This window comes from Pseudomonas artemisiae (assembly GCF_057128685.1).
The window spans coordinates 92,031-109,388 of sequence record NZ_JBSKHS010000003.1 but is presented as its reverse complement, the minus strand read 5'-3'; the positions used below and the strand labels follow the sequence as shown (position 1 = coordinate 109,388).

At 58.1% G+C, this 17,358-nt stretch carries 26 protein-coding genes and 1 pseudogene; 22 read left to right on the top strand and 5 right to left on the bottom strand.

Annotated features, from left to right (window positions below):
* Positions 1-90 precede the first annotated feature (90 nt).
* On the top strand, positions 91-405 hold the full coding sequence (locus ACWKV4_RS04970) for a phage holin, lambda family (protein WP_483830796.1): 315 nt from the start codon (positions 91-93) through the stop codon (positions 403-405).
* A gap of 24 nt (positions 406-429) precedes the next feature.
* Here ACWKV4_RS04970 and ACWKV4_RS04965 read toward each other — a convergent pair whose 3' ends face one another.
* A complete protein-coding gene (locus ACWKV4_RS04965; RefSeq protein WP_483830797.1) occupies positions 430-759 on the bottom strand; it encodes a helix-turn-helix domain-containing protein in 330 nt (109 codons plus the stop codon).
* 192 nt (positions 760-951) lie between these two features.
* On the opposite strand from ACWKV4_RS04965, the gene ACWKV4_RS04960 reads away from it, so the two are divergent.
* The 8 genes from ACWKV4_RS04960 to ACWKV4_RS04925 all read left to right on the top strand — a co-directional run bounded on the left by ACWKV4_RS04960 (position 952) and on the right by ACWKV4_RS04925 (position 6,444).
* Positions 952-1,230, top strand: a complete 279-nt coding sequence (locus tag ACWKV4_RS04960; protein WP_483830798.1) for an Ogr/Delta-like zinc finger protein — start codon at positions 952-954, stop codon at positions 1,228-1,230.
* Positions 1,231-1,934: 704 nt separating this feature from the next.
* Positions 1,935-2,063, top strand: a complete 129-nt coding sequence (locus tag ACWKV4_RS04955) for a hypothetical protein (RefSeq protein ID WP_483830799.1) — start codon at positions 1,935-1,937, stop codon at positions 2,061-2,063.
* Positions 2,064-2,099: 36 nt separating this feature from the next.
* Entirely contained in the window at positions 2,100-2,759 is a 660-nt protein-coding gene (locus ACWKV4_RS04950) for a hypothetical protein (RefSeq protein ID WP_483830800.1), read from the top strand.
* A gap of 1,381 nt (positions 2,760-4,140) precedes the next feature.
* On the top strand, positions 4,141-4,365 hold the full coding sequence (locus tag ACWKV4_RS04945; protein ID WP_483830801.1) for a hypothetical protein: 225 nt from the start codon (positions 4,141-4,143) through the stop codon (positions 4,363-4,365).
* 12 nt (positions 4,366-4,377) lie between these two features.
* Positions 4,378-5,010 (top strand): phage antirepressor N-terminal domain-containing protein, encoded by a 633-nt coding sequence (locus ACWKV4_RS04940; RefSeq protein ID WP_483830802.1) that lies wholly within the window; start codon positions 4,378-4,380, stop codon positions 5,008-5,010.
* 218 nt (positions 5,011-5,228) lie between these two features.
* The gene (locus ACWKV4_RS04935; RefSeq protein ID WP_483830803.1) at positions 5,229-5,450 is read left to right on the top strand and encodes a phage antirepressor N-terminal domain-containing protein; all 222 of its coding nucleotides are present in this window, start codon (positions 5,229-5,231) and stop codon (positions 5,448-5,450) included.
* Positions 5,451-5,883: 433 nt separating this feature from the next.
* On the top strand, positions 5,884-6,108 hold the full coding sequence (locus tag ACWKV4_RS04930) for a hypothetical protein (protein ID WP_483830804.1): 225 nt from the start codon (positions 5,884-5,886) through the stop codon (positions 6,106-6,108).
* 12 nt (positions 6,109-6,120) lie between these two features.
* Positions 6,121-6,444, top strand: coding sequence for a phage antirepressor N-terminal domain-containing protein (locus tag ACWKV4_RS04925; protein WP_483830805.1), 324 nt, complete (start codon positions 6,121-6,123; stop codon positions 6,442-6,444).
* A 321-nt stretch (positions 6,445-6,765) separates the two neighbouring features.
* Here ACWKV4_RS04925 and ACWKV4_RS04920 read toward each other — a convergent pair whose 3' ends face one another.
* A complete protein-coding gene (locus tag ACWKV4_RS04920; RefSeq protein ID WP_483830806.1) occupies positions 6,766-7,074 on the bottom strand; it encodes a BrnA antitoxin family protein in 309 nt (102 codons plus the stop codon).
* Complete coding sequence (locus ACWKV4_RS04915) at positions 7,052-7,327, bottom strand: BrnT family toxin (RefSeq protein WP_483830807.1); 276 nt, start codon at positions 7,325-7,327, stop codon at positions 7,052-7,054. The genes ACWKV4_RS04920 and ACWKV4_RS04915 overlap by 23 nt, the downstream gene beginning before the upstream one ends.
* A 138-nt stretch (positions 7,328-7,465) precedes the next feature.
* Between ACWKV4_RS04915 and ACWKV4_RS04910 the strand changes: the two genes are divergently transcribed.
* Positions 7,466-8,053, top strand: coding sequence for a phage antirepressor N-terminal domain-containing protein (locus ACWKV4_RS04910; protein ID WP_483830808.1), 588 nt, complete (start codon positions 7,466-7,468; stop codon positions 8,051-8,053).
* A 36-nt stretch (positions 8,054-8,089) separates the two neighbouring features.
* On the opposite strand, the gene ACWKV4_RS04905 is transcribed toward ACWKV4_RS04910, so the two are convergent.
* Positions 8,090-9,130, bottom strand: coding sequence for a phage portal protein (locus tag ACWKV4_RS04905; protein ID WP_483830809.1), 1,041 nt, complete (start codon positions 9,128-9,130; stop codon positions 8,090-8,092).
* Positions 9,130-10,887: a terminase ATPase subunit family protein gene (locus tag ACWKV4_RS04900; RefSeq protein ID WP_483830810.1), complete on the bottom strand. Its 1,758-nt coding sequence runs from the start codon at positions 10,885-10,887 to the stop codon at positions 9,130-9,132. The genes ACWKV4_RS04905 and ACWKV4_RS04900 overlap by 1 nt, the downstream gene beginning before the upstream one ends.
* Before the next feature lie 169 nt (positions 10,888-11,056).
* Here ACWKV4_RS04900 and ACWKV4_RS04895 point away from each other — a divergent pair, with 169 nt between their 5' ends.
* The 12 genes and pseudogenes from ACWKV4_RS04895 (at position 11,057) to ACWKV4_RS04840 (ending at position 17,321) form a co-directional block, all read left to right on the top strand.
* Positions 11,057-11,887, top strand: coding sequence for a GPO family capsid scaffolding protein (locus ACWKV4_RS04895; protein ID WP_483830811.1), 831 nt, complete (start codon positions 11,057-11,059; stop codon positions 11,885-11,887).
* A gap of 40 nt (positions 11,888-11,927) precedes the next feature.
* A complete protein-coding gene (locus ACWKV4_RS04890) occupies positions 11,928-12,950 on the top strand; it encodes a phage major capsid protein, P2 family (RefSeq protein ID WP_483830812.1) in 1,023 nt (340 codons plus the stop codon).
* A gap of 4 nt (positions 12,951-12,954) precedes the next feature.
* On the top strand, positions 12,955-13,656 hold the full coding sequence (locus tag ACWKV4_RS04885) for a phage terminase small subunit (protein WP_483830813.1): 702 nt from the start codon (positions 12,955-12,957) through the stop codon (positions 13,654-13,656).
* Between the two features lie 116 nt (positions 13,657-13,772).
* A complete protein-coding gene (locus ACWKV4_RS04880; protein ID WP_483830814.1) occupies positions 13,773-14,234 on the top strand; it encodes a head completion/stabilization protein in 462 nt (153 codons plus the stop codon).
* Positions 14,234-14,446 carry a tail protein X gene (locus ACWKV4_RS04875; RefSeq protein WP_483830815.1) on the top strand — a complete coding sequence of 71 codons (213 nt, stop codon included), beginning with the start codon at positions 14,234-14,236 and terminating at the stop codon, positions 14,444-14,446. The genes ACWKV4_RS04880 and ACWKV4_RS04875 overlap by 1 nt, the downstream gene beginning before the upstream one ends.
* Before the next feature lie 45 nt (positions 14,447-14,491).
* Positions 14,492-14,815, top strand: coding sequence for a phage holin, lambda family (locus ACWKV4_RS04870; RefSeq protein WP_483830816.1), 324 nt, complete (start codon positions 14,492-14,494; stop codon positions 14,813-14,815).
* Positions 14,812-15,654: an N-acetylmuramidase domain-containing protein gene (locus ACWKV4_RS04865; protein ID WP_483830817.1), complete on the top strand. Its 843-nt coding sequence runs from the start codon at positions 14,812-14,814 to the stop codon at positions 15,652-15,654. Before ACWKV4_RS04870 ends, ACWKV4_RS04865 begins: the two co-directional genes overlap by 4 nt.
* Positions 15,651-15,854, top strand: a complete 204-nt coding sequence (locus tag ACWKV4_RS04860) for a hypothetical protein (protein WP_483830818.1) — start codon at positions 15,651-15,653, stop codon at positions 15,852-15,854. The genes ACWKV4_RS04865 and ACWKV4_RS04860 overlap by 4 nt, the downstream gene beginning before the upstream one ends.
* Positions 15,851-16,294: an Rz-like lysis system protein LysB gene (gene lysB, locus ACWKV4_RS04855; RefSeq protein ID WP_483830819.1), complete on the top strand. Its 444-nt coding sequence runs from the start codon at positions 15,851-15,853 to the stop codon at positions 16,292-16,294. Before ACWKV4_RS04860 ends, lysB begins: the two co-directional genes overlap by 4 nt.
* Positions 16,209-16,394, top strand: a pseudogene (gene lysC, locus ACWKV4_RS04850) (Rz1-like lysis system protein LysC); the annotation flags it as partial. The gene lysB and the pseudogene lysC, both read left to right, overlap by 86 nt.
* On the top strand, positions 16,391-16,873 hold the full coding sequence (locus ACWKV4_RS04845; protein WP_483830820.1) for a phage tail protein: 483 nt from the start codon (positions 16,391-16,393) through the stop codon (positions 16,871-16,873). The pseudogene lysC and the gene ACWKV4_RS04845, both read left to right, overlap by 4 nt.
* Positions 16,863-17,321 carry a phage virion morphogenesis protein gene (locus ACWKV4_RS04840; RefSeq protein ID WP_483830821.1) on the top strand — a complete coding sequence of 153 codons (459 nt, stop codon included), beginning with the start codon at positions 16,863-16,865 and terminating at the stop codon, positions 17,319-17,321. The genes ACWKV4_RS04845 and ACWKV4_RS04840 overlap by 11 nt, the downstream gene beginning before the upstream one ends.
* Positions 17,322-17,358: the final 37 nt, after the last annotated feature.

Genomic DNA, 17,358 nt, shown 5'->3' with positions numbered 1-17,358 from the left:
TTGTCTCCAAGCCCTACGGCCCAGACCATGGGTAAACGGCGCTGCTAATTAACGCTGCTTATCTAAGACATCATAGAAGGGACGCTGCACATGCACCATGAACCTCATGACTGGGCCTGGCTGGCCGCTTGGTTGGAACAAAATTGGATTGCGCTGTATGCAGGTTTGCTAGCGGGCATTATCGCCGCGCTGCGGGTCATCTATGCCGAAGGTACTTGGCGGCATATGTTTACCGAGACCCTGTTATGCGGCGTATTTGGATTAGCTTGTAGCTATGGACTGGAGCTGCTGGGGATCGACAACAGCTCTGCGCCCTTCTTTGGGGGCATGATTGGCCTTCTAGGCGTCAAGGCCATCCGCGCCACCGCACTGCGCCTGTGCATCCGCCATGCCACCAAGCGTTAGTGCCGGGCGCGAAAAAGCGTTTGATCAGGTGGCTGCGACCATGCGGTCGAGAATATGGTCAAGGGTTTCCTGGTCCCGCTTGCCCACCGATCGGTAGCGGCTCAGCAGCAAGGCCTCGTTAGCGCCCAGGTGTGACGAGCCGGGGGTACGCTGGCCGCTGACGATATAAAGGATATCCGCGCCTATTTCAGCCACCTTTGCCAGGTAAAGAGCGTCAGGGCTGCGCTCACCCTTTTCGTAATTGAACTGGCTCGTTTTGGCCACGCCGCCCGCTTGAGCGAAATCTGCCTGGTTAAAGCCTAGACGTACCCGTTCTTCTTTAAGCCGCTCACCTATTTTCAACAAAACGATCACTCCACGCCTTGATTATTCAACGCATGTTGAATATCGTTCATCCCTATGCACTTATATCCATGCGAAACGGAATATGCCTATGACGTGCGCCAATGAGCAAGCATACCGGTCAGGCCGCGAACAGATACAGGGGGATTGTTTCCCGTTTAGGCGCGGCACACTATTGCTGGGGGTATATCCCAAGGAGGCAAGATGAGCATCTATAAGATGGTATGCCCCCACTGCCAGGCAAAGATGCGCATACGCACAAGCAACGGCATGCACCTCTTTTTACGGGTAGCTTATTTGCAATGTGTCAACGAGGGCTGCGGCTGGGCGTGTCGAGCGCAATTTGAAATGACTCATGAATTGAGCCCTTCTGGCATGCCCAATCCCAGCGTTAAATTACCTCAAGCTAATAAGGCGTTGCGTCTGAAAGCGCGGCGTAGCCCTATGGAGCACGAACTTGATGCCCCGGTCGAGGCCCCTTAGCTCATACGTTTTCTCTTTCTTTCCCCTGCGGTAGTCTGGTGCTGGCTATGGCCCAGCACCAGTGGTTTATAGCCTCCTAGGTTATGAACCCCTCAGGCCTGCCTTGACCATCACTATCAGCACCCTACGAAGATACCGACGGTCGTGCCGGGGCAGCCTTCGATAAAGTCTGATCAGGGTCTGTTCTGCTTTAGTGAGCCGCGCTTCGACGTTAGCAATGTTTTCGTACTTCTCCCGCATGTACCTATTCCTAGATAGAGGTACCCGATTGAACGCTGAAAGCCGCCACTGGTAGTCGAGAAAACTCTGAGATCTGAAAGAAAATTCACATCAGTACGTGCTTGTTCATCTGTGCAATCGCGCAATCCAGACGGGTCGTCGCCCTTTCTCGTCCATTCCCTCCCTGGCGATTGCCATGCCGCCTATGAGTTGTCGCTACTTGTATTCCTCAAAACGTAATGCTAGCTCAGCCGACTTGATCTAGCCGCGTGGGGCAATGCCATTCAGAGGCAGATAAGACTAAGCCCTAATTCCGACTGACTTCAACAAAAGAGCACATTATTGATCTATAGTTCAACATATGTTGAATACATTGACGTCTTAAGCGCCTGTACTGACACGACCGAACTGTCATTGGGAGGCTTGCCAGCTTAGGGAAGAGCAGCGCCTGTTTCTAAACGCACTTACACCATCGAGAACTGCACATGCATTTCAAGCGCAGGCCCTATACCTGGGCCGTATTGGTCATTATCGGTGAAGCCCTGGGCATGGCTGCCCTTATCGTTTTGATGACCTACGTAGTGCCCTTGGGCCATGCGCTAATGCAACTGTAACCACTGTGACCGGTGTAACGACCTGAAGGAGTAACGATGCATATAGACCTCAACACCTTCGACCCTGAGACTAAAAGCTCAGCCCCGGCTATCGATCACGCCTACCGCACCTGCTACAGCACTCGTGATTTCAGAGTGGTTAGGGCTATCACCATTTGGGAAAAAAAGGTCGCCGAGTTCGACACGGCGCGCCGAGCATTGGGCGAAGTGTTCGATGGTGAAGCCATCTCGTTTACCTGGCTACAGTCACGGTTCATCGGCGGAATAAAGCTCAAAGGCGGCGTAGAGCTCGACCGCCATTGGCGCAGAGCGGATCGTTGGGGGTTTCGTACCTTACGCTTGCGGGCCCGTATTCCCCAGGGCATGCGGCTGGTCCCGCCGGCAGTGATCCAGGCCAAGCATGAACGTCTTAAAGGTCTATGGGCACAGCACTGCCCTGCCGCCCTGGATGCCAGCGAAGTCTGGCAAACGCTGAGCATCCATTTGGGCAGTGTGTCCTTATGGGGTGGCGCTTTCTTTACCTGCGGCGAAGTGGCTTATATCAGCCTTGGATTTAACCATTGCACGATTGCTAATGAGTCAGGCGTAGATTGGTTCAAGCACGCTCGCATGATTGAGCCGGCAGAGTTTGATTGCATGCAGGCGCATGTGCTTGAAATCGGGGCCGAGAGGTGGAAGGGTAGCCGGAAGGCATGATTCACACTGCGCCTGCAATGCTCCAGAGCAGCCAACCGTCGTGCCGGGTGCGGCAGGCCCGTGTGAGTACCAGGCTCATCCAGCAGCTGATAAAAGGCTGGGCATTCTTGGTAGACTACGGCCCACTTCTATTGATACGGGTTTGAGCACGATATACGGTTGCTCCATCCCTCTTATTGCAGCCGCGTATCGTCGATTATTAGCTATGACCCTCCAAACCACCCCAACCCCTGCACCCACGCGCCCTGAGCCGTCCCGCCGCTTCAGTGTGGCACCCATGATGGATTGGCACTGCTAATTCTACAGGCCTTGTAATACGGGGCCTGTAGCGCACCATAGACCCCCCCGTACCACTTTTGTACCACTCACCTCCTGACATAGCCCTCGTCTGACCAGCAACCTACATCCGTATGGTTGCGCCAGGGCGCTTATCGCCTGTGCTTGTCGCGCCAGTCCCAACACCGCTGCAAACGCCAACGCCTGATGCTGTGTGGGTGAGAGTGTTGGCGCGTGAACGTAAAGGTCGTGAGTACTGTGCAATGCAGCACGCAGCTCCAAAAGTACCCCGTCCTAGGCATGTTTCGCGTTTTCATGTTGACCCACGGGAAAGAGGTTAGGAGGGTTAGTTTTTTTGTGACCGCCCTGAAGCCCTTGTCTGACGCTGATTTGCGAGATTTAGGCAAGGTTAGCTCTAGGGTTATGTAGAGTTAATTCCTAACCTTTACAGACGTTAAAAAACCAGTAAATAAAATCCTTATAAATCATATAGATAAAAACGACTAACCTTTGAGTTAACCCTACATAACCCTGCAAAGTTAAGCCGCAACTCCAGTAAATACGGGGCTTCCAGCTACGTCAGAAACGCATTTTCAAAAACTAACCCCATCCCCGTGGCTCCTCCGAAAAAAGGCCCTTGCAAGACGATAAATCTGCATTGGCAGATGAATTGGTTGCGCATAATTGCTACTGGCGCTACAGTTCACCCGTCGCTGCAAATTCAGCGAACGGGTTTGGCGACCCGGCTAGCGTAGGCGCACAGGCGCCCCATTCCATGACAGCAGGCGCTTTTTTTGTGCCCTAATATCCTGTTTATGGTAGCTGTGCGCGGGAGACCCTAGGGTCTGCCGGGTTCCTATGCCCCGGTTCGCCAACCTGCGTACAGCTGCCACCCTTACTCGTTTGGCGACGAGCAATGGCAGCTCCTTCAATGCATAGGAGCTTTACCAATGATTGTTCTCATTCCGTCCAAAGTTCGCGCCGTCGCCCACCGCCGTATGGCACTTTCCGCGCTCCATGCGGACTCCAGCCTGGCTACGCGCATCAAGCGCTACAACCACCACATGGCTCTAGCTCGTGCCCTGGAAGGACAAGGGGGTGTGAAATGAAAACCCCAGTCGCCTATGGCCTATCGGAAAACGCGTTTTCCACCCTGCACATGCTGCGCGACTCGTTGCGTTTGCTAAAAAACTGCGCCGAAGACAGCCATTGCCAGAGCACCTTTGCCCCTGAGTTAATGGGTGGCTTCCTTGCCCTGGTCGACCAGCAACTGTCCGGCGTCATTGACTCGACCAGTGTGATGAACTCGAATGTAGCCAAGATCAAGTAAGGGGGAAATCGGATGCAGAACCAACTGATGCCCGTCCCGTTCTACGAGGACACCGTTGTCCTGATCGGTAAAGACAACGAGCCATATGTGGCTATGAGGCCGATCGTAGAAAACATCGGACTCGAATGGTCCGCTCAACGCATCAAAATCGTGGAGCGCTTCAATTCAACTGTGTCGAATATCGACACAGTTGCCGAAGATGGAAAAATACGGGGGATGATCTGCCTTCCCCTCCGCAAGCTCCCAGCCTGGCTGTATTCAATCAGTCCGAACAAGGTGGCGACCGAACTGCGCGACAAGATCATCCAGTACCAGGAAGAGTGCGACGATGTGCTGTGGCGTTACTGGACCAAGGACACAGAGCGACACATCGCGATGCTGGAAGAGCAGGCCTCGCGCATCCTCCCCTTACCTGGCGTCAAGCGCAGCGCGCGCGACGGCATCAACTTCAAGCAACTGCTGATTCTTCAGGAACAAGGGCGCTACATAGCCAAATGGCTGGACGCCGCGACCGGCGAATTTGAGAGACACGGGCTGCATTGTCAGCTACGTCAAATAAATGATGCCCTAGGCTTACCGACACCACCATTAAGGGCGACGTGCCCAGCAGCGTTTAGGCAAGACCACAAAATGCTAAGTATTTGAAACACGAGGAAATAAAACGCGCTCTCCACCCTGCACATGCTGCGTGACTCGCTGCGTTTGCTGAAAACTGCGCCGAAGACAGCCATTGCCAGAGCACCTTTGCCCCTGAGTTGATGGGTGGCTTCCTTGCCTTGGTTGACCAGCAACTGTCGGGCGTCATTGACTCGACCAGTGTGATGAACTCGAATGTAGCCAAGATCAAGTAAGGGGGAAATGGGATGCAGAACCAACTGATGGTCGTCCCGTTCTACGAGGACACCGTGGTATTGGTCGGCCAGGACAATGAGCCGCTCGTAGCGATGAAACCAATTGTCATCAACATGGGGTTGGACTGGAAAAGCCAGCACGCAAAGCTGACTGAGAAATTCACCTCAACTATGGTGGAAATCACCACAGTTGCCGAGGATGGAAAACTGCGAGAAATCTGCATTGATAGATGAACCTGTTGCGCATAATGGCTGCCGGCGCTGCAGTTCATCCGTCGCTGCAAATTCAGCGACCGGGTTTGACGGCCCGACGAATTCAAGGCGCACAGGCGCCCCCTCATGATTGCAGGCGCTTTTTTTGTGTCCGCATATCCTGTTATGGCGGCTGTGCGCAGGACACCTTAGGGTGTGCCGGTTTCCTTGATTCCCGGTCCGTCAACCTGCGTACAGCTGCCGCCTTATTCGTTTGACGGCGAATCCTGGCAGTTCCTAAAATCAAGGAGCTACGCCAAATGCACACCCTAACTCCATCAAAAATTCACGCACTTGCGCACCGCCATATGGCGCTCGCCGCCTTGCACGCCGACTCCAGCCTGGCTACGCGCATCAAGCGCTATAACCACCACATGGCTCTAGCTCGTGCCCTGGAAGGACAAGGGGGTGTGAAATGAAAGCTCCAGTCGCCTATGGCCTATCGGAAAATGCGTTTTCCACCCTGCACATGCTGCGCGACTCGCAGCGTTTGCTGAAAAACTGCGCCGAAGACAGCCATTGCCAGAACACCTTTGCCCCTGAGTTGATGGGTGGCTTCCTTGCCTTGGTTAACCAGCAACTGTCCGGCGTCATTGACTCGAGCAGTGTGATGAACTCGAATGTAGCCAAGATCAAGTAAGGGGGAAATCGGATGCAGAACCAACTGATGCTCGTCCCGTTCTACGGGGACACCGTGGTATTGGTCGGCCAAGACAATGAGCCGTTTGTTGCGATGAAGCCCATAGTGGAAAACATCGGCCTTGCCTGGCAGTCACAACACGCCAAATTAGCCGACAGATTTGCATCAACCATCACGATTATCGTGATAGTTGCCGAGGATGACAAACCGAGGGAAATGGCATGCCTCCCCCTTCGCAAGCTCCCTGCCTGGCTGTATTCAATCAGCCCCAACAAGGTAGCCCCCGAACTGCGCGACAAGGTCATCCGCTACCAAGAAGAATGCGGTTTGACTTAAGTTCCTACCATCCACGCAAGGACTGAGCTGGCCGCGAAAGGGCCCTATTGAGCCCTGCGTTACACATCCTTACCTTTGCAGGGATTCGCAGGGTTTTCCGGATTAGGAAATCGGAATCCCACCCCCCAGCCGGTGCCGCTTTGAAGGGGCCGCAGGTGTGTAGAAAAAGCGACCTATTTAGCCCGCAGGCGAGGTGGGGGGACGACGGCGCGCGCTGAGTAAAAAGCACGTAGCGGTGCCCGCCGAAGGTGACACACAACTTCGGAGCAACAAAAAGCCGCCTCATGGGCGGCTCAGTATCCTGGCAATGAGCTTTAGCGACTATGCCTTCAATTCATCTGGTTCGTGGGTCTTTAGCCAGTCAGCCAATGCTGCATTCATCCGCGATTGCCAGCCAGGGCCGGAAGCTCTGAATCGTTCAAGCACCTCTGGGTCAAAGCGAACATTGACATGCTCTTTAGGGACTGCCGACTTTGGCCGACCACGCTTCGGCTTGAGCATTTCCTTGGCTTGGGCTTTACCGAATAGACCCACGAGCACATCGGCGGCAGGCTTAGCCTTCGCGAAATCCTTTGCTGACCATTCAGGGTTTGTCGCATCGACCATCTCAGGCTTGAGCTTCTTGGTCATAGCTTTTGACCTCCCGTTTGTTGGCTTTACGGAAACTGATGACGTGAACCGCATCACCCCGAGGGGTAAACACCACGACATGCAGCCGATCCTCTATGTACCCAATCGCTCGATACCGGTGCTCGCCGTAGTCGAATCGATCATCTTCCACGATCAAGGCCGTAGACCATTCAAAGTCCCGCACCTGGGCGAACGGCAGCCCACGTTCTTCAACGTTACGAGTGTCTTTGGCAGGGTCATAAGTAATACGCATGAACATTACTGTACCCACAATAATTGACCAGTACAAGGTCTTGCATCGGAACCATATGCTGCGACCTCGCTGCAAATTCAGCGAACGGGTTTACCGGCCCGGTCAGTAGAAGGCGCATATGCGCCTATCACAACTAAGGTGAAGCCCGAACTGCGCGCCAAAATCATCCCCTACCAGGAGGAATGTGATGATGCGCTATGGGACTACTGGACCAAGGGCAGCGCTGCGCGAGCTGGAACGACGACTATCACCCAGCAGCTATCCCTTTCCCGTTATCGCATCACACTGCTCAAAGAGCTGAGCAGAACACGTAACAATGCGCTATGTGCCGCGCTCTACGAACAGCTGGATCAAACATCTCGTCAGCTGGGATTGTTGACTCCGGAACTGGACGCTATCGGCAGAGCTGAACCCGATGTACCCGGCCTCGTCACAGAGTTCTGGGATCTATTTGACCACCTCAGCGCACAACCAGAAGGTCACAAGCTCAACCACGCCGTCGTACCAGGGAAACTCGCCATCAATCTGAACGAATTGGCGCGAATGGCGCAAGCACAGCGCTGCGCAATGCCCAACCTGTCCGAGCTGCGGCACGCTTTAGCCAGCAACCGCGCTTTGTCGAAGCCAACAAATGCAGCTACTCAGCACACGCCCGCAACGAAGAAGGAGAGGCGCAAATCATCAGATGCTGGATTTTACTGTGAGCGACGAGTAGTCGGCGGGTGACTCGGCAGGCCCAGCACAGCCTGCCTGAAATAGGTCTTATGCCCCTACGGGAATTTCATAAGCCCTAAACCGCACAACCTCCTCCCCAAGCCAGTCATTCACCTGCGCCATACGCGCCTGAATCGGCTCCAGCTCATTCGCCGCATAAATCTGCGCCGCCTCCCTGATCGACCCAAACCCACCCGCGTTCTGCGGCACGATGCCCATCAGCTGCGGCGGGATGCGCAAGCTGGCCAGCACGTCGTCGCGGGTCTGGTTTTTAATCGAGTTGAATTCGTCCTTGGCCGTCACTTCGCTGACCGGGATGATCTGCAACCCGTCTTTCTTGCCATTCGGTGAGTACACGAACAGGTTGCGGAAGTTGCCAGGCCCCTTCGAGTCCTTCAGCGCTTTGCGCAGGGAGTCGACGTCCGCTTCGTTCTGCGCGGCGTCGGTCATGTAGAGGATGAAACCAGCGTGACTGCCGTTCTCGTAGTACTTGCGGCGAAACAGCGTGGCCGACTCATTCAACAGCGCTGACTGCAAGGCGCTGATCCACTCCGGCAGACCATACACTTCCTGGTGCAGGTCCGCCTCCCGCAGATGAAAGACGGTGCCCGGTTCAAATTCATGCGCTTCCTTCCAGCCCTGGACCATGAATTGCCGGCCGTCTTTGCCATGGCGCATGTACTTCGCCAGGGGCGGCACCAGCTCGCGTACGGGGCCGAGCATCGAGCGCCGCCCTTCCAGATAACCGTTGCCCAAGCACAGGAAGTCCAGGGCGAACTGTTCGAACGCCGCGCGCGACAACAGCCGGTGTGGGATAAAGGTCTTGCTCAATAGGTTGCGCTTAAACATCAAACCTGAATGCAGATGCACGCTGGAACCCACCGACCGTGCCAGGCCGTCAAGGGACAGCGGCGGCTCGTACCACCGCCCGTTAAACCAACACTCCAGGTAATCAAACACCTCCCGACCGCTCAGCACGGGTGACGGGTCGCCGAAGCTAAACGCCTCGATCTTGCTGGCACTGCGCGGAATAAACTCCTGCGTTACCACGGCAGGCGTCTGCTTGCTGTTTCTGCGGCGGTTCGACATCAAAAAATCTCCATCCGCCCGGTATTGGCAGAGGTCTGCCCCTCCAGCGGTTCGTTGTGCAATGCGTGAAAAAGCGCCCACGCCAAATCAGCGTGGCCGGTGGTGTCGTTGCGGCCGGCGGTGTAGGTGAACTGGCGACCGCCTGCGGTGATGGTCTTGCGGATCGCCATGAGCGATTGCGCCATGTCGGTCCAGCCGGCGTCGAACTCCAGCCGGCCCCGGTGGATTACGTCGTAAGCCTTTAGCACCAGGCGGGCCTTAACCTCGGGCGAGTAGCTGAACGTGGTGACGTTGGGGAAGAATTGGCGCACCAGCTGCGCCACGCCGCTACCCAGGCCAGTGACATCGATCCCGATGTAGGTCACCCAGTAGCGGTCGCAGACGGCCTTAATCACGCTGGCCTGAGCTGCGAAGTCCATCCCTCGGAACTGGTGACGTTCCAGCACCCGGAACTTGCCCCCAGGTACCAGCGGCGGCGCCACCACCACCAGGCCGGAACAGTCGCCGGTTTCCGCAGGGTCATAACCCACCCACACCTGGCGGTCGCCAAATGGCCGCATGGCAAACGGCTTGTAGTCCTCGGCCCACTCGACCCAGCTATCGACCATGCACGGCTGAAGCACCGTCAGCGGGAAAATGCTCGCGCCGTCGTCGACGAATTCGCACATCAGCAGGTTGGCGAAGGCCTCGGGGCTGTACTCCCGCCGCAGCTCTTCGATGTCGAACAGGTCGCAACCGCCCTGCTCCGCGTCGAGGATGGTGACGATCTGTCGCCACAACCGGTCCTCGCAAAACCGCCCTTGCTGGAGGGCACCATGGGAAATATCGACCTTGGTGTGTTGCGCCGCGGGCTTGCCCTTGTTGAAGCGCTCACCCGTCCAGAAGGTGTACGCCTCGTGCGCCATGGTTGAGGGCGTGGAGAAGTAGGTTTTACGCCACTTCTTATGCATCGCCATGCCGGACGCGACTTTGTTCAGCTCTTCAAACTTGAAGGTCCAGAAGAATTCGTCGAAGTAGAAATTGCCGTGGTAGCCCTGGGCAGTGCGCGCGTTGGTACCGAGGAAAAACAACTCGGCGCCATTGGGCAATACGATGGGATCACCGGTCAGCTCGACGCCGATCACCTCGCGGGCAAATGCCTGGATGTACCCGCGAAACAGGTACGCCTGGTTCTTCGAAGCCGACAGGAATATCTGGTTACGCCCGGTCTCCAGCGCATCAATAAACGCTTCCCGAGCAAAGTAGTAGGTAGCCCCGATCTGACGGCTTTTGAGGATAACGCGGGTCCGTTGATTGCCGGCCCGGTACCAGTCTTTTTGGTAGTCGAAACAGCCGTCGATAAACGCTTCGCGCAGCGCCTCGATCTGCTCTTCGCTGATCTCGTTTTTCGGGGCCTTCTTTTTCGGGCCTTCGTTGCGCTTGGCAAGGTTGGGGTTGAGTTCGGTTTCGGTACCGCCGCCCTGGAAACGCTGAATTCTAGCCTGGCGCTCCAACTGCCGGTGCAGCAGATCGATCTCCTTGAAGTCGCCGCCGCTCTTGCCGTCCTTGAGGATCAGTTGTACCAACCGCGCCTCAAGCGCCCCGCCAATTCGCTCAACGTTGTCCGCCCGGTCCCACGCATCACGGGCCTTCCAGCTGTGTAGCGTTTTTTCCTTTTCGCCCGTAGCCTCGGCAATCTCGCAAATGCGCCAACCCATCCAATACAGAAACTTGGATTGGCGCCGGGGATCGATGGGGAGTAGTTCGGTCGTAGTCATGGCCGCGATGCTGCCGCTCTGGCCTGCGAGCCAGTAGCGCCGCCCCTTGTAGCCCTACCCCCTACAATCCCGCCCCGTTGCTGCAACTCGCGCGCGTCACGACCATGCCTCTCATTGCAACGCATCGCTTACGTCAAAGCATGCGCCCAACGCATTGAGGATCTCCGGCATGAAGAAATTTCGCAGCAACTGGTTCCGTGTCGCCGTCGAGGGCGCTACCTCGGACAAGCGCACCATCAAACGCAGTTGGCTGGAGCAGGCGGCGAAAAACTTCAACCCGTCCACCTATGGTGCCCGCATCTGGCTGGAACACTTCCGTAGCCTGCTGCCCGACAGCCCGTTCAAAGCCTACGGCGACGTACTCGCGGTCAAAACCGAAGAAGTGGACATCAACGGCCAGAAGAAGCTGGCCCTGTTTGCTCAGGTCGAGCCCACGCCCGACCTGATCGCCATGAACAAGGCCAAGCAGAAGATCTACACCTCAATCGAAATCGACGACAGCTTCTCGGACACGGGCGAGGCGTACATTGTCGGCCTGGCCGTGACCGACTCCCCAGCCAGCCTTGGCACCGACGTGCTGTCTTTCTCCGCACAGAAGCCTGAATCCAGCCCATTCAAAGACCGCCACTACTCGGCGACATCGATGTTCACCGAGGCAGTGGAAACCGAGCTGCAGTTTGAGGAAATCGAAGACAAGCCCGGCCTCGGCGCCCAGCTGTTCAGCAAGGTGCAAGCGCTCCTGGGCGGCAAACAGGCGAAAGACGATGCGGAGTTCGCCCAGATCGGCCAGGCGGTTGAAGCCATTGCCGACCACGTCAAAGACCTGCCGGACCAGTTGGCTGCCGAGAAGCGATTCGCCAGCGAACTGAACACCAAGGTAGAGCAGCTCAGCAGAGACTTGAGCGAGCTGAAAACTACCCTCGGCAACACACAAGACCACTCCCAAACCCAGCGCCCACCGGTAACCGGCGGCGGCAAACAAGCCCTGGCTGAATTCTGACCTGCGGCCTTCACCGCCCAGCCCACTATCGGAGACACCCATGCGTAACGACACTCGAAAACTCTACACCGGCTACCTCAGCCAGGTTGCCCAGCTCAACGGCGTTGACTCGGCCACCGCCACGTTCAATGTCGACCCGGCCATCCAGCAGCGCCTGGAAACCAAGATCCAGGAGTCGAGCGAGTTCCTGACCAAAATCAACATCGTCGGCGTTGACGAACAGGAGGGTGAAAAGGTGGGCCTCGGTGTCGGTAGCACCGTCGCAAGCCGTACCAACACCAAGGTCAAGAAGCGTGAGCCAAGCAGCATTGGCACCCTGTCCAGCGACAAGTACCGCGCTGAGCAGACCGACTTTGACACCTACGTCAGTTACAAGCAGCTCGACGCCTGGGCGAAGTTCCCGGACTTCCAGACTCGCCTGGCCAGTGCCATTGCCCAACGTCAAGCGCTCGACCGCATCCAGATCGGGTTCTATGGCACTTCGGCTGCCGAACAAACCGACCGCACCGCGCACTCGCTGCTGGAAGACGTCAACATCGGCTGGCTGCAGCAATACCGCACCCACGCGCCTGACCGCGTGCTGAAGGAAGGCGCTGTTGCCGGCAAGATCACCATCGGTAAAACCGGCGACTTCAAAAACATCGACGCCCTGGTCTACGACGCCATCCAGTTGCTGGACCCTTGGTATCGCCGCAACCCCGGCCTGGTCGTGCTGACCGGCCGCGAACTGGTCCACGACAAGTTCCTGGCCCTGGTCAACCAGGACCAAGACGCCACCAACACCCTGGCGAGCGACCTCATCATCTCGCAACGCCGCGTCGGCGGCCTGCCGCTGTACGAGGTGCCCTACATCCCCGAAGGCACGATCCTCATCACTACCTTCGCCAACCTGTCGGTGTACTGGCAGATCGGCGCACGCCGCCGCTACCTCAAGGAAGAGCCGGAGTGGAACCGCGTCAGCAACTTCGAATCGTCGAACGAGGCCTATGTGGTCGAGGAATACGGCCTGGGCTGCGTGCTGGAAAACATCACCCCAGTCGAAGAAGCCGGCAGCGAGGGTTAACTCCATGGCACTCAGCATCGCCCAGGCCCACCAGCGCCGCGCTCGCGCGGCCATGGAGGCGGCGAAAACAGCACCGCAGCAATCCATGGCCGGTGCCACCGCCTACGAGCATCAGTTAAATCAGCTGCTGCAGGACCGGTTGCGCCTGAAGGCCATCCAATCCAACGAGGGTAAGGCCGCGCTCAAGCTGCAATTGCTGCCCGAGTACATCCCGTATGTCGAGGGTGTACTTGCCGCCGGCAAGGGTGCGCAGGATGACGTGATGACCACAGTCATGGTCTGGCGTATCGACGTCGAGGACTACAGTGGCGCGCTGGACATTGCCGAGTACGTGCTCAAGCACAAGCTGATCATGCCCGACCGCTTTGAGCGCACCACTGGGTGCCTGGTGGCAGAAGAAATCGCCACCGCCGCACTGAAAACGCAGAAGGCCAACGGCCGTTTCGACCTGAGCATCTTGCATCGCACGGTCGAGCTAACCGAGGCCGAAGATATGCCGGACCAGGCCCGGGCCAAGCTCTTCCTGGCGACCGGGCGCGCCACCTTGCACGGCCTCAGTGCAGGCGAGCCTGGCCAACCTGGGCAGCTTCAGGCCGGTATCGACTTGCTCAAGCGTGCCATCGAGCTGCACGACGGCTGCGGCGGTAAGAAAGACTTGGACGGCGCTGAACGCCTCCTGAAGAAACACGCTGCACCTTCTGCGTAGAAGTCTGCAGCTAACCAAGCGTCCCCACGCACCCCGCCGGCTCGGGGCGGATCGGCCAGGCCACTGCTCCTGAACGTGAGCCCCGACCACCGGCGACCTATTTTTCGAGTGCAGTCATGAGCGCATTTGTAGCCAACGGCACCGTCACCAGCGGCCATATCAACACCGATCCATTCTGGCCGTCGATTGACCTAGACGGCCTGCGCGCCACTCTTCGCATCGACGCCAGCGTCACCCCTGCCCGCCTTGAAACAGCCGTGATCGCCGCCGCGATCAGCCTCAACAACGAACTGAGCGAATGGCGAACCACCCAACAGGCCGCTGGCTACGCCACCCTGGCCGAGGTACCCGGGGACCGCATCAAAGACGTGTCGGTAAAGGTCCACCTCTACCGCCGTGCGATTGAGGCCGGTACCGGCGCCGAAGTTTGCGAGCGTTACCGCGACTACAGCGCAACCAACACCGGCAGCGACAACGCGGAAGCCCTTACCCCGAACATCGGCGACTACCGCCGCGACCTGCGCTGGGCTGTGCGCGACTTCCTCGGCCGCACCCGCAGCACCGTGGAGCTGATCTGATGCCTGTCGCCGTCCGCACCAACCAAAACGACACCGTCGACGCCCTCTGCTGGTGGCATTACGGCCGCACCGCTGGCGTTACCGAGGCCGTACTTGAAGCCAACCCCGGCCTGGCCGACCACGGCCCCATCCTGCCGCAAGGCGTTGTCGTCAACATGCCCGAAGCCCAAACCAGCGCGCCCCAGCGGCAGATGGTGAACCTATGGGACTGACACTGCGGCACCAGATCCTTGAACCCACCAACCCTGGACAACGGAATGAAGCGCATGCCTGAACGTCTCGACACCTGGGCCTGGCTCGCCGCCTGGCTCGAACAGAACTGGCCGACGCTTTACGCCGGAGTTCTAGCCCTGATCATTGCGGCCCTGCGGATCATGTACGGCGGCGGCACCCTGAGGCGCATGCTGATCGAGGCGCCGCTGTGCGGCACGTTGGCCCTGGCTGCAAGCCATGGCCTGGCGCTGCTCGGCATCCCAACATCCACCGCGCCATTTTTCGGCGGTGTGATCGGACTGCTCGGCGTTGAAGGCACCCGGGCAGCGGCCAAGAGGTTTTTCAACCGGAAGGTAGAACAGCTATGACCACCCTTCGCCACGGCGACCGCTCGCAAGCGGTGCTTATTCTGCAAAAGAGCCTCAACAAGCACGGTGCCAAGCTAACACCGGACGGCGACTATGGCGACGCCACCGAAGCCGCGGTCCGTGCGTACCAGGTCAACGTCGGCCTGGTCGCCGATGGCATTGCCGGTCACAAGACCCAAGCCAGCCTGGCCGGTGGTGACTGCGCCCGGTTGCTGCGCGACAACGACCTGGTGGCCGCTGCCGAACGCCTCGGCGTACCACTGGCGAGCCTCTATGCGGTCAATGAGGTGGAGTCCAAGGGACAGGGTTTTCTCGACAACGGCAAGCCGGTAATCCTGTTCGAACGCCACATCATGTACCGCCAGTTGGCCACGCCTCGAAACGCGAACGATGACCCGGCTGAACTCAAGTGCCACGCTGATCAACTCGCCATTGCCAACCCTGCGCTGGTCAACCCAAAGCCCGGCGGATACATCGGCGGTACCGCTGAACACCAGCGCCTGGCCATGGCCCGCTTGATCGATGACACTGCCGCGCTGGAATCGGCCTCCTGGGGCGCGTTCCAGATCATGGGTTTCCACTGGAAGCGACTCGGCTATGTCAGTGTGCAGGCGTTCGTGGCAGCGATGAGTGCTGGCGAATCCCAACAGTTCGAGGCCTTTACTCGCTTCATCGAGGCCGACCCGGCGCTGCACAAGCCTCTGAAAGCCCGCAAATGGGCCGAATTCGCCAAGCTCTACAACGGGCCGGACTATCTGCGCAATCTCTACGACACCAAGCTCCAGCGCGCCTACGAGCGGCACGCCAGCTGCGAGTGCGGGCAAGGAGTGGCGGCATGATCGACCTCGAAGCGGTGAAGAAACTACGGGTGCGGGACGGCGATCTGCTGGTAGTCCCGGAATCCACCGACCAAACAGACATGCAACTGCTGGCGGAGTGCATCCAGTTGATGAACGACGTCAGGGCCGTGATCGTGCGCGGCCCGATCACGCAGCTCGACACGGCCGCCATGAATAAGCTCGGCTGGTACCGCGCGTGAGCACCCTGCGCCAGGCCCTGTATGGCATCGCCCTCCTCGGTGCTCTAGCGCTGCTGATCTGGGGCCAGCAACAGCGCATCTCCCTGGCCGATAGCCAGATTGAGCTGGCAAACGCTGCGGCCAAGACCGCCCGCGACGACGCCGACCGCAACTTGGCAACCGCCAACACCCTCACCGACGCCCTGAAACAGGAACGGGAGAACCAATCTGCCCTGCGTACCCAGCAGAATCAGTTGCGCCAGGGCCTGGCGAACCGTGAGCGAACCATAGAGGCACTAAAACGTGAAAATACCGAACTACGCAACTGGACTGCTCAGCCTCTGCCTGACGCTGCTCGCTGGCTGCGCGAGCGCCCCGCCCTCACCGGCGCCAACGCTTATCGTCAGTGGCTGTCCGGCCGTGGTGCCGTGCCAGCTGCCGGCGACCAGCCCGCTCGTTAACGGCGATCAATTGACCGACCAAGACCGTGTCGAAGCCGCCTGGGCCGACTGCGCGGCTCAGGTCGACATGGTCTACAAACACCAGCAGGCCAACCTATGAACAAGCCCGAAAGTCTGCGCGCTCACCTGTTGGCCACCGTGGCCGAGTTCCAGCACAACCCCGACCTGTTGCTGATCTTCATCGACAACGGCAAGGTCCGCTGCACAGCGGCGGCCACCCTTTCTTTTGAGTACAGCTACGACCTGCAGATCATCATGACTGCCTTCGCGGGGCATCCTGACAGCGTGATACTGCCCGTGCTGGGCTGGATCAGCATCAACCAACCGGAGCTGCTGGAAAACTACGAGAACATGCAGACCGGTATCCAGTTCGAAGCCGACATTCTTGATAAAGACAAAGTGGATCTCAGCCTTACGTTGCGCCTGACGGAACGGGTGGTGGTCGGCAAGGATGAACAAGGCAACACCACCGTTCGCCATGCCGGCGAGCCGCAACGAGTGGCGGGGTACCTCGATCCGAACTGGGTGCCAGGCTCCCAGGGCAACGCCAGCGAATGGGTGATTGCCGATGACAAATAAACTGGAAGCGCTGGAAACCTGGGCGTCCGACCTGCTTGAGCAACTTCAGCCAGGCGCCCGCAATCAACTTGCCCGCTCCATCGGCCAGGAACTGCGCCGCAGCCAGCAAAAGCGCGTGCTGCTGCAGCAAAACCCGGATGGCAGCACGTATGCACCACGGAAAAAGCGGGACTTGCGCGGCAAGCAAGGCCGTATCCAGCGCAAGGTTAAGATGTTCAAAAAGCTGCGTACCGCGACCTACATGAAGGTCCGAGGGAATAGCAACGCCGTGACTGTGGGGTTCACTGGGCGCATCGCCCGGATTGCCAGGGTTCATCAATATGGTTTGAAGGATCGCGCGGAGCGTGACGCACCTGAGGTGCGCTATGAACAGCGTGAGTTACTTGGTTTTACGGACGATGATCTTGACCTTATACGTGACGGAATTTTAATGCACCTGTCCCATTAACTAAATTCGGTGGTATCTTCCGCGCCCGGCCCACGAA

Coding starts and splice junctions, on each gene's coding strand:
- ACWKV4_RS04970 (WP_483830796.1), top strand. CDS start 91: ATGCACCATGAACCTCATGACTGGGCCTGGCTGGCCGCTTGGTTGGAA.
- ACWKV4_RS04960 (WP_483830798.1), top strand. CDS start 952: ATGAGCATCTATAAGATGGTATGCCCCCACTGCCAGGCAAAGATGCGC.
- ACWKV4_RS04955 (WP_483830799.1), top strand. CDS start 1,935: ATGCATTTCAAGCGCAGGCCCTATACCTGGGCCGTATTGGTCATTATC.
- ACWKV4_RS04950 (WP_483830800.1), top strand. CDS start 2,100: ATGCATATAGACCTCAACACCTTCGACCCTGAGACTAAAAGCTCAGCC.
- ACWKV4_RS04945 (WP_483830801.1), top strand. CDS start 4,141: ATGAAAACCCCAGTCGCCTATGGCCTATCGGAAAACGCGTTTTCCACC.
- ACWKV4_RS04940 (WP_483830802.1), top strand. CDS start 4,378: ATGCAGAACCAACTGATGCCCGTCCCGTTCTACGAGGACACCGTTGTC.
- ACWKV4_RS04935 (WP_483830803.1), top strand. CDS start 5,229: ATGCAGAACCAACTGATGGTCGTCCCGTTCTACGAGGACACCGTGGTA.
- ACWKV4_RS04930 (WP_483830804.1), top strand. CDS start 5,884: ATGAAAGCTCCAGTCGCCTATGGCCTATCGGAAAATGCGTTTTCCACC.
- ACWKV4_RS04925 (WP_483830805.1), top strand. CDS start 6,121: ATGCAGAACCAACTGATGCTCGTCCCGTTCTACGGGGACACCGTGGTA.
- ACWKV4_RS04920 (WP_483830806.1), bottom strand. CDS start 7,074: ATGACCAAGAAGCTCAAGCCTGAGATGGTCGATGCGACAAACCCTGAA.
- ACWKV4_RS04915 (WP_483830807.1), bottom strand. CDS start 7,327: ATGCGTATTACTTATGACCCTGCCAAAGACACTCGTAACGTTGAAGAA.
- ACWKV4_RS04905 (WP_483830809.1), bottom strand. CDS start 9,130: ATGTCGAACCGCCGCAGAAACAGCAAGCAGACGCCTGCCGTGGTAACG.
- ACWKV4_RS04900 (WP_483830810.1), bottom strand. CDS start 10,887: ATGACTACGACCGAACTACTCCCCATCGATCCCCGGCGCCAATCCAAG.
- ACWKV4_RS04895 (WP_483830811.1), top strand. CDS start 11,057: ATGAAGAAATTTCGCAGCAACTGGTTCCGTGTCGCCGTCGAGGGCGCT.
- ACWKV4_RS04890 (WP_483830812.1), top strand. CDS start 11,928: ATGCGTAACGACACTCGAAAACTCTACACCGGCTACCTCAGCCAGGTT.
- ACWKV4_RS04885 (WP_483830813.1), top strand. CDS start 12,955: ATGGCACTCAGCATCGCCCAGGCCCACCAGCGCCGCGCTCGCGCGGCC.
- ACWKV4_RS04880 (WP_483830814.1), top strand. CDS start 13,773: ATGAGCGCATTTGTAGCCAACGGCACCGTCACCAGCGGCCATATCAAC.
- ACWKV4_RS04875 (WP_483830815.1), top strand. CDS start 14,234: ATGCCTGTCGCCGTCCGCACCAACCAAAACGACACCGTCGACGCCCTC.
- ACWKV4_RS04870 (WP_483830816.1), top strand. CDS start 14,492: ATGAAGCGCATGCCTGAACGTCTCGACACCTGGGCCTGGCTCGCCGCC.
- ACWKV4_RS04865 (WP_483830817.1), top strand. CDS start 14,812: ATGACCACCCTTCGCCACGGCGACCGCTCGCAAGCGGTGCTTATTCTG.
- ACWKV4_RS04860 (WP_483830818.1), top strand. CDS start 15,651: ATGATCGACCTCGAAGCGGTGAAGAAACTACGGGTGCGGGACGGCGAT.
- ACWKV4_RS04845 (WP_483830820.1), top strand. CDS start 16,391: ATGAACAAGCCCGAAAGTCTGCGCGCTCACCTGTTGGCCACCGTGGCC.
- ACWKV4_RS04840 (WP_483830821.1), top strand. CDS start 16,863: ATGACAAATAAACTGGAAGCGCTGGAAACCTGGGCGTCCGACCTGCTT.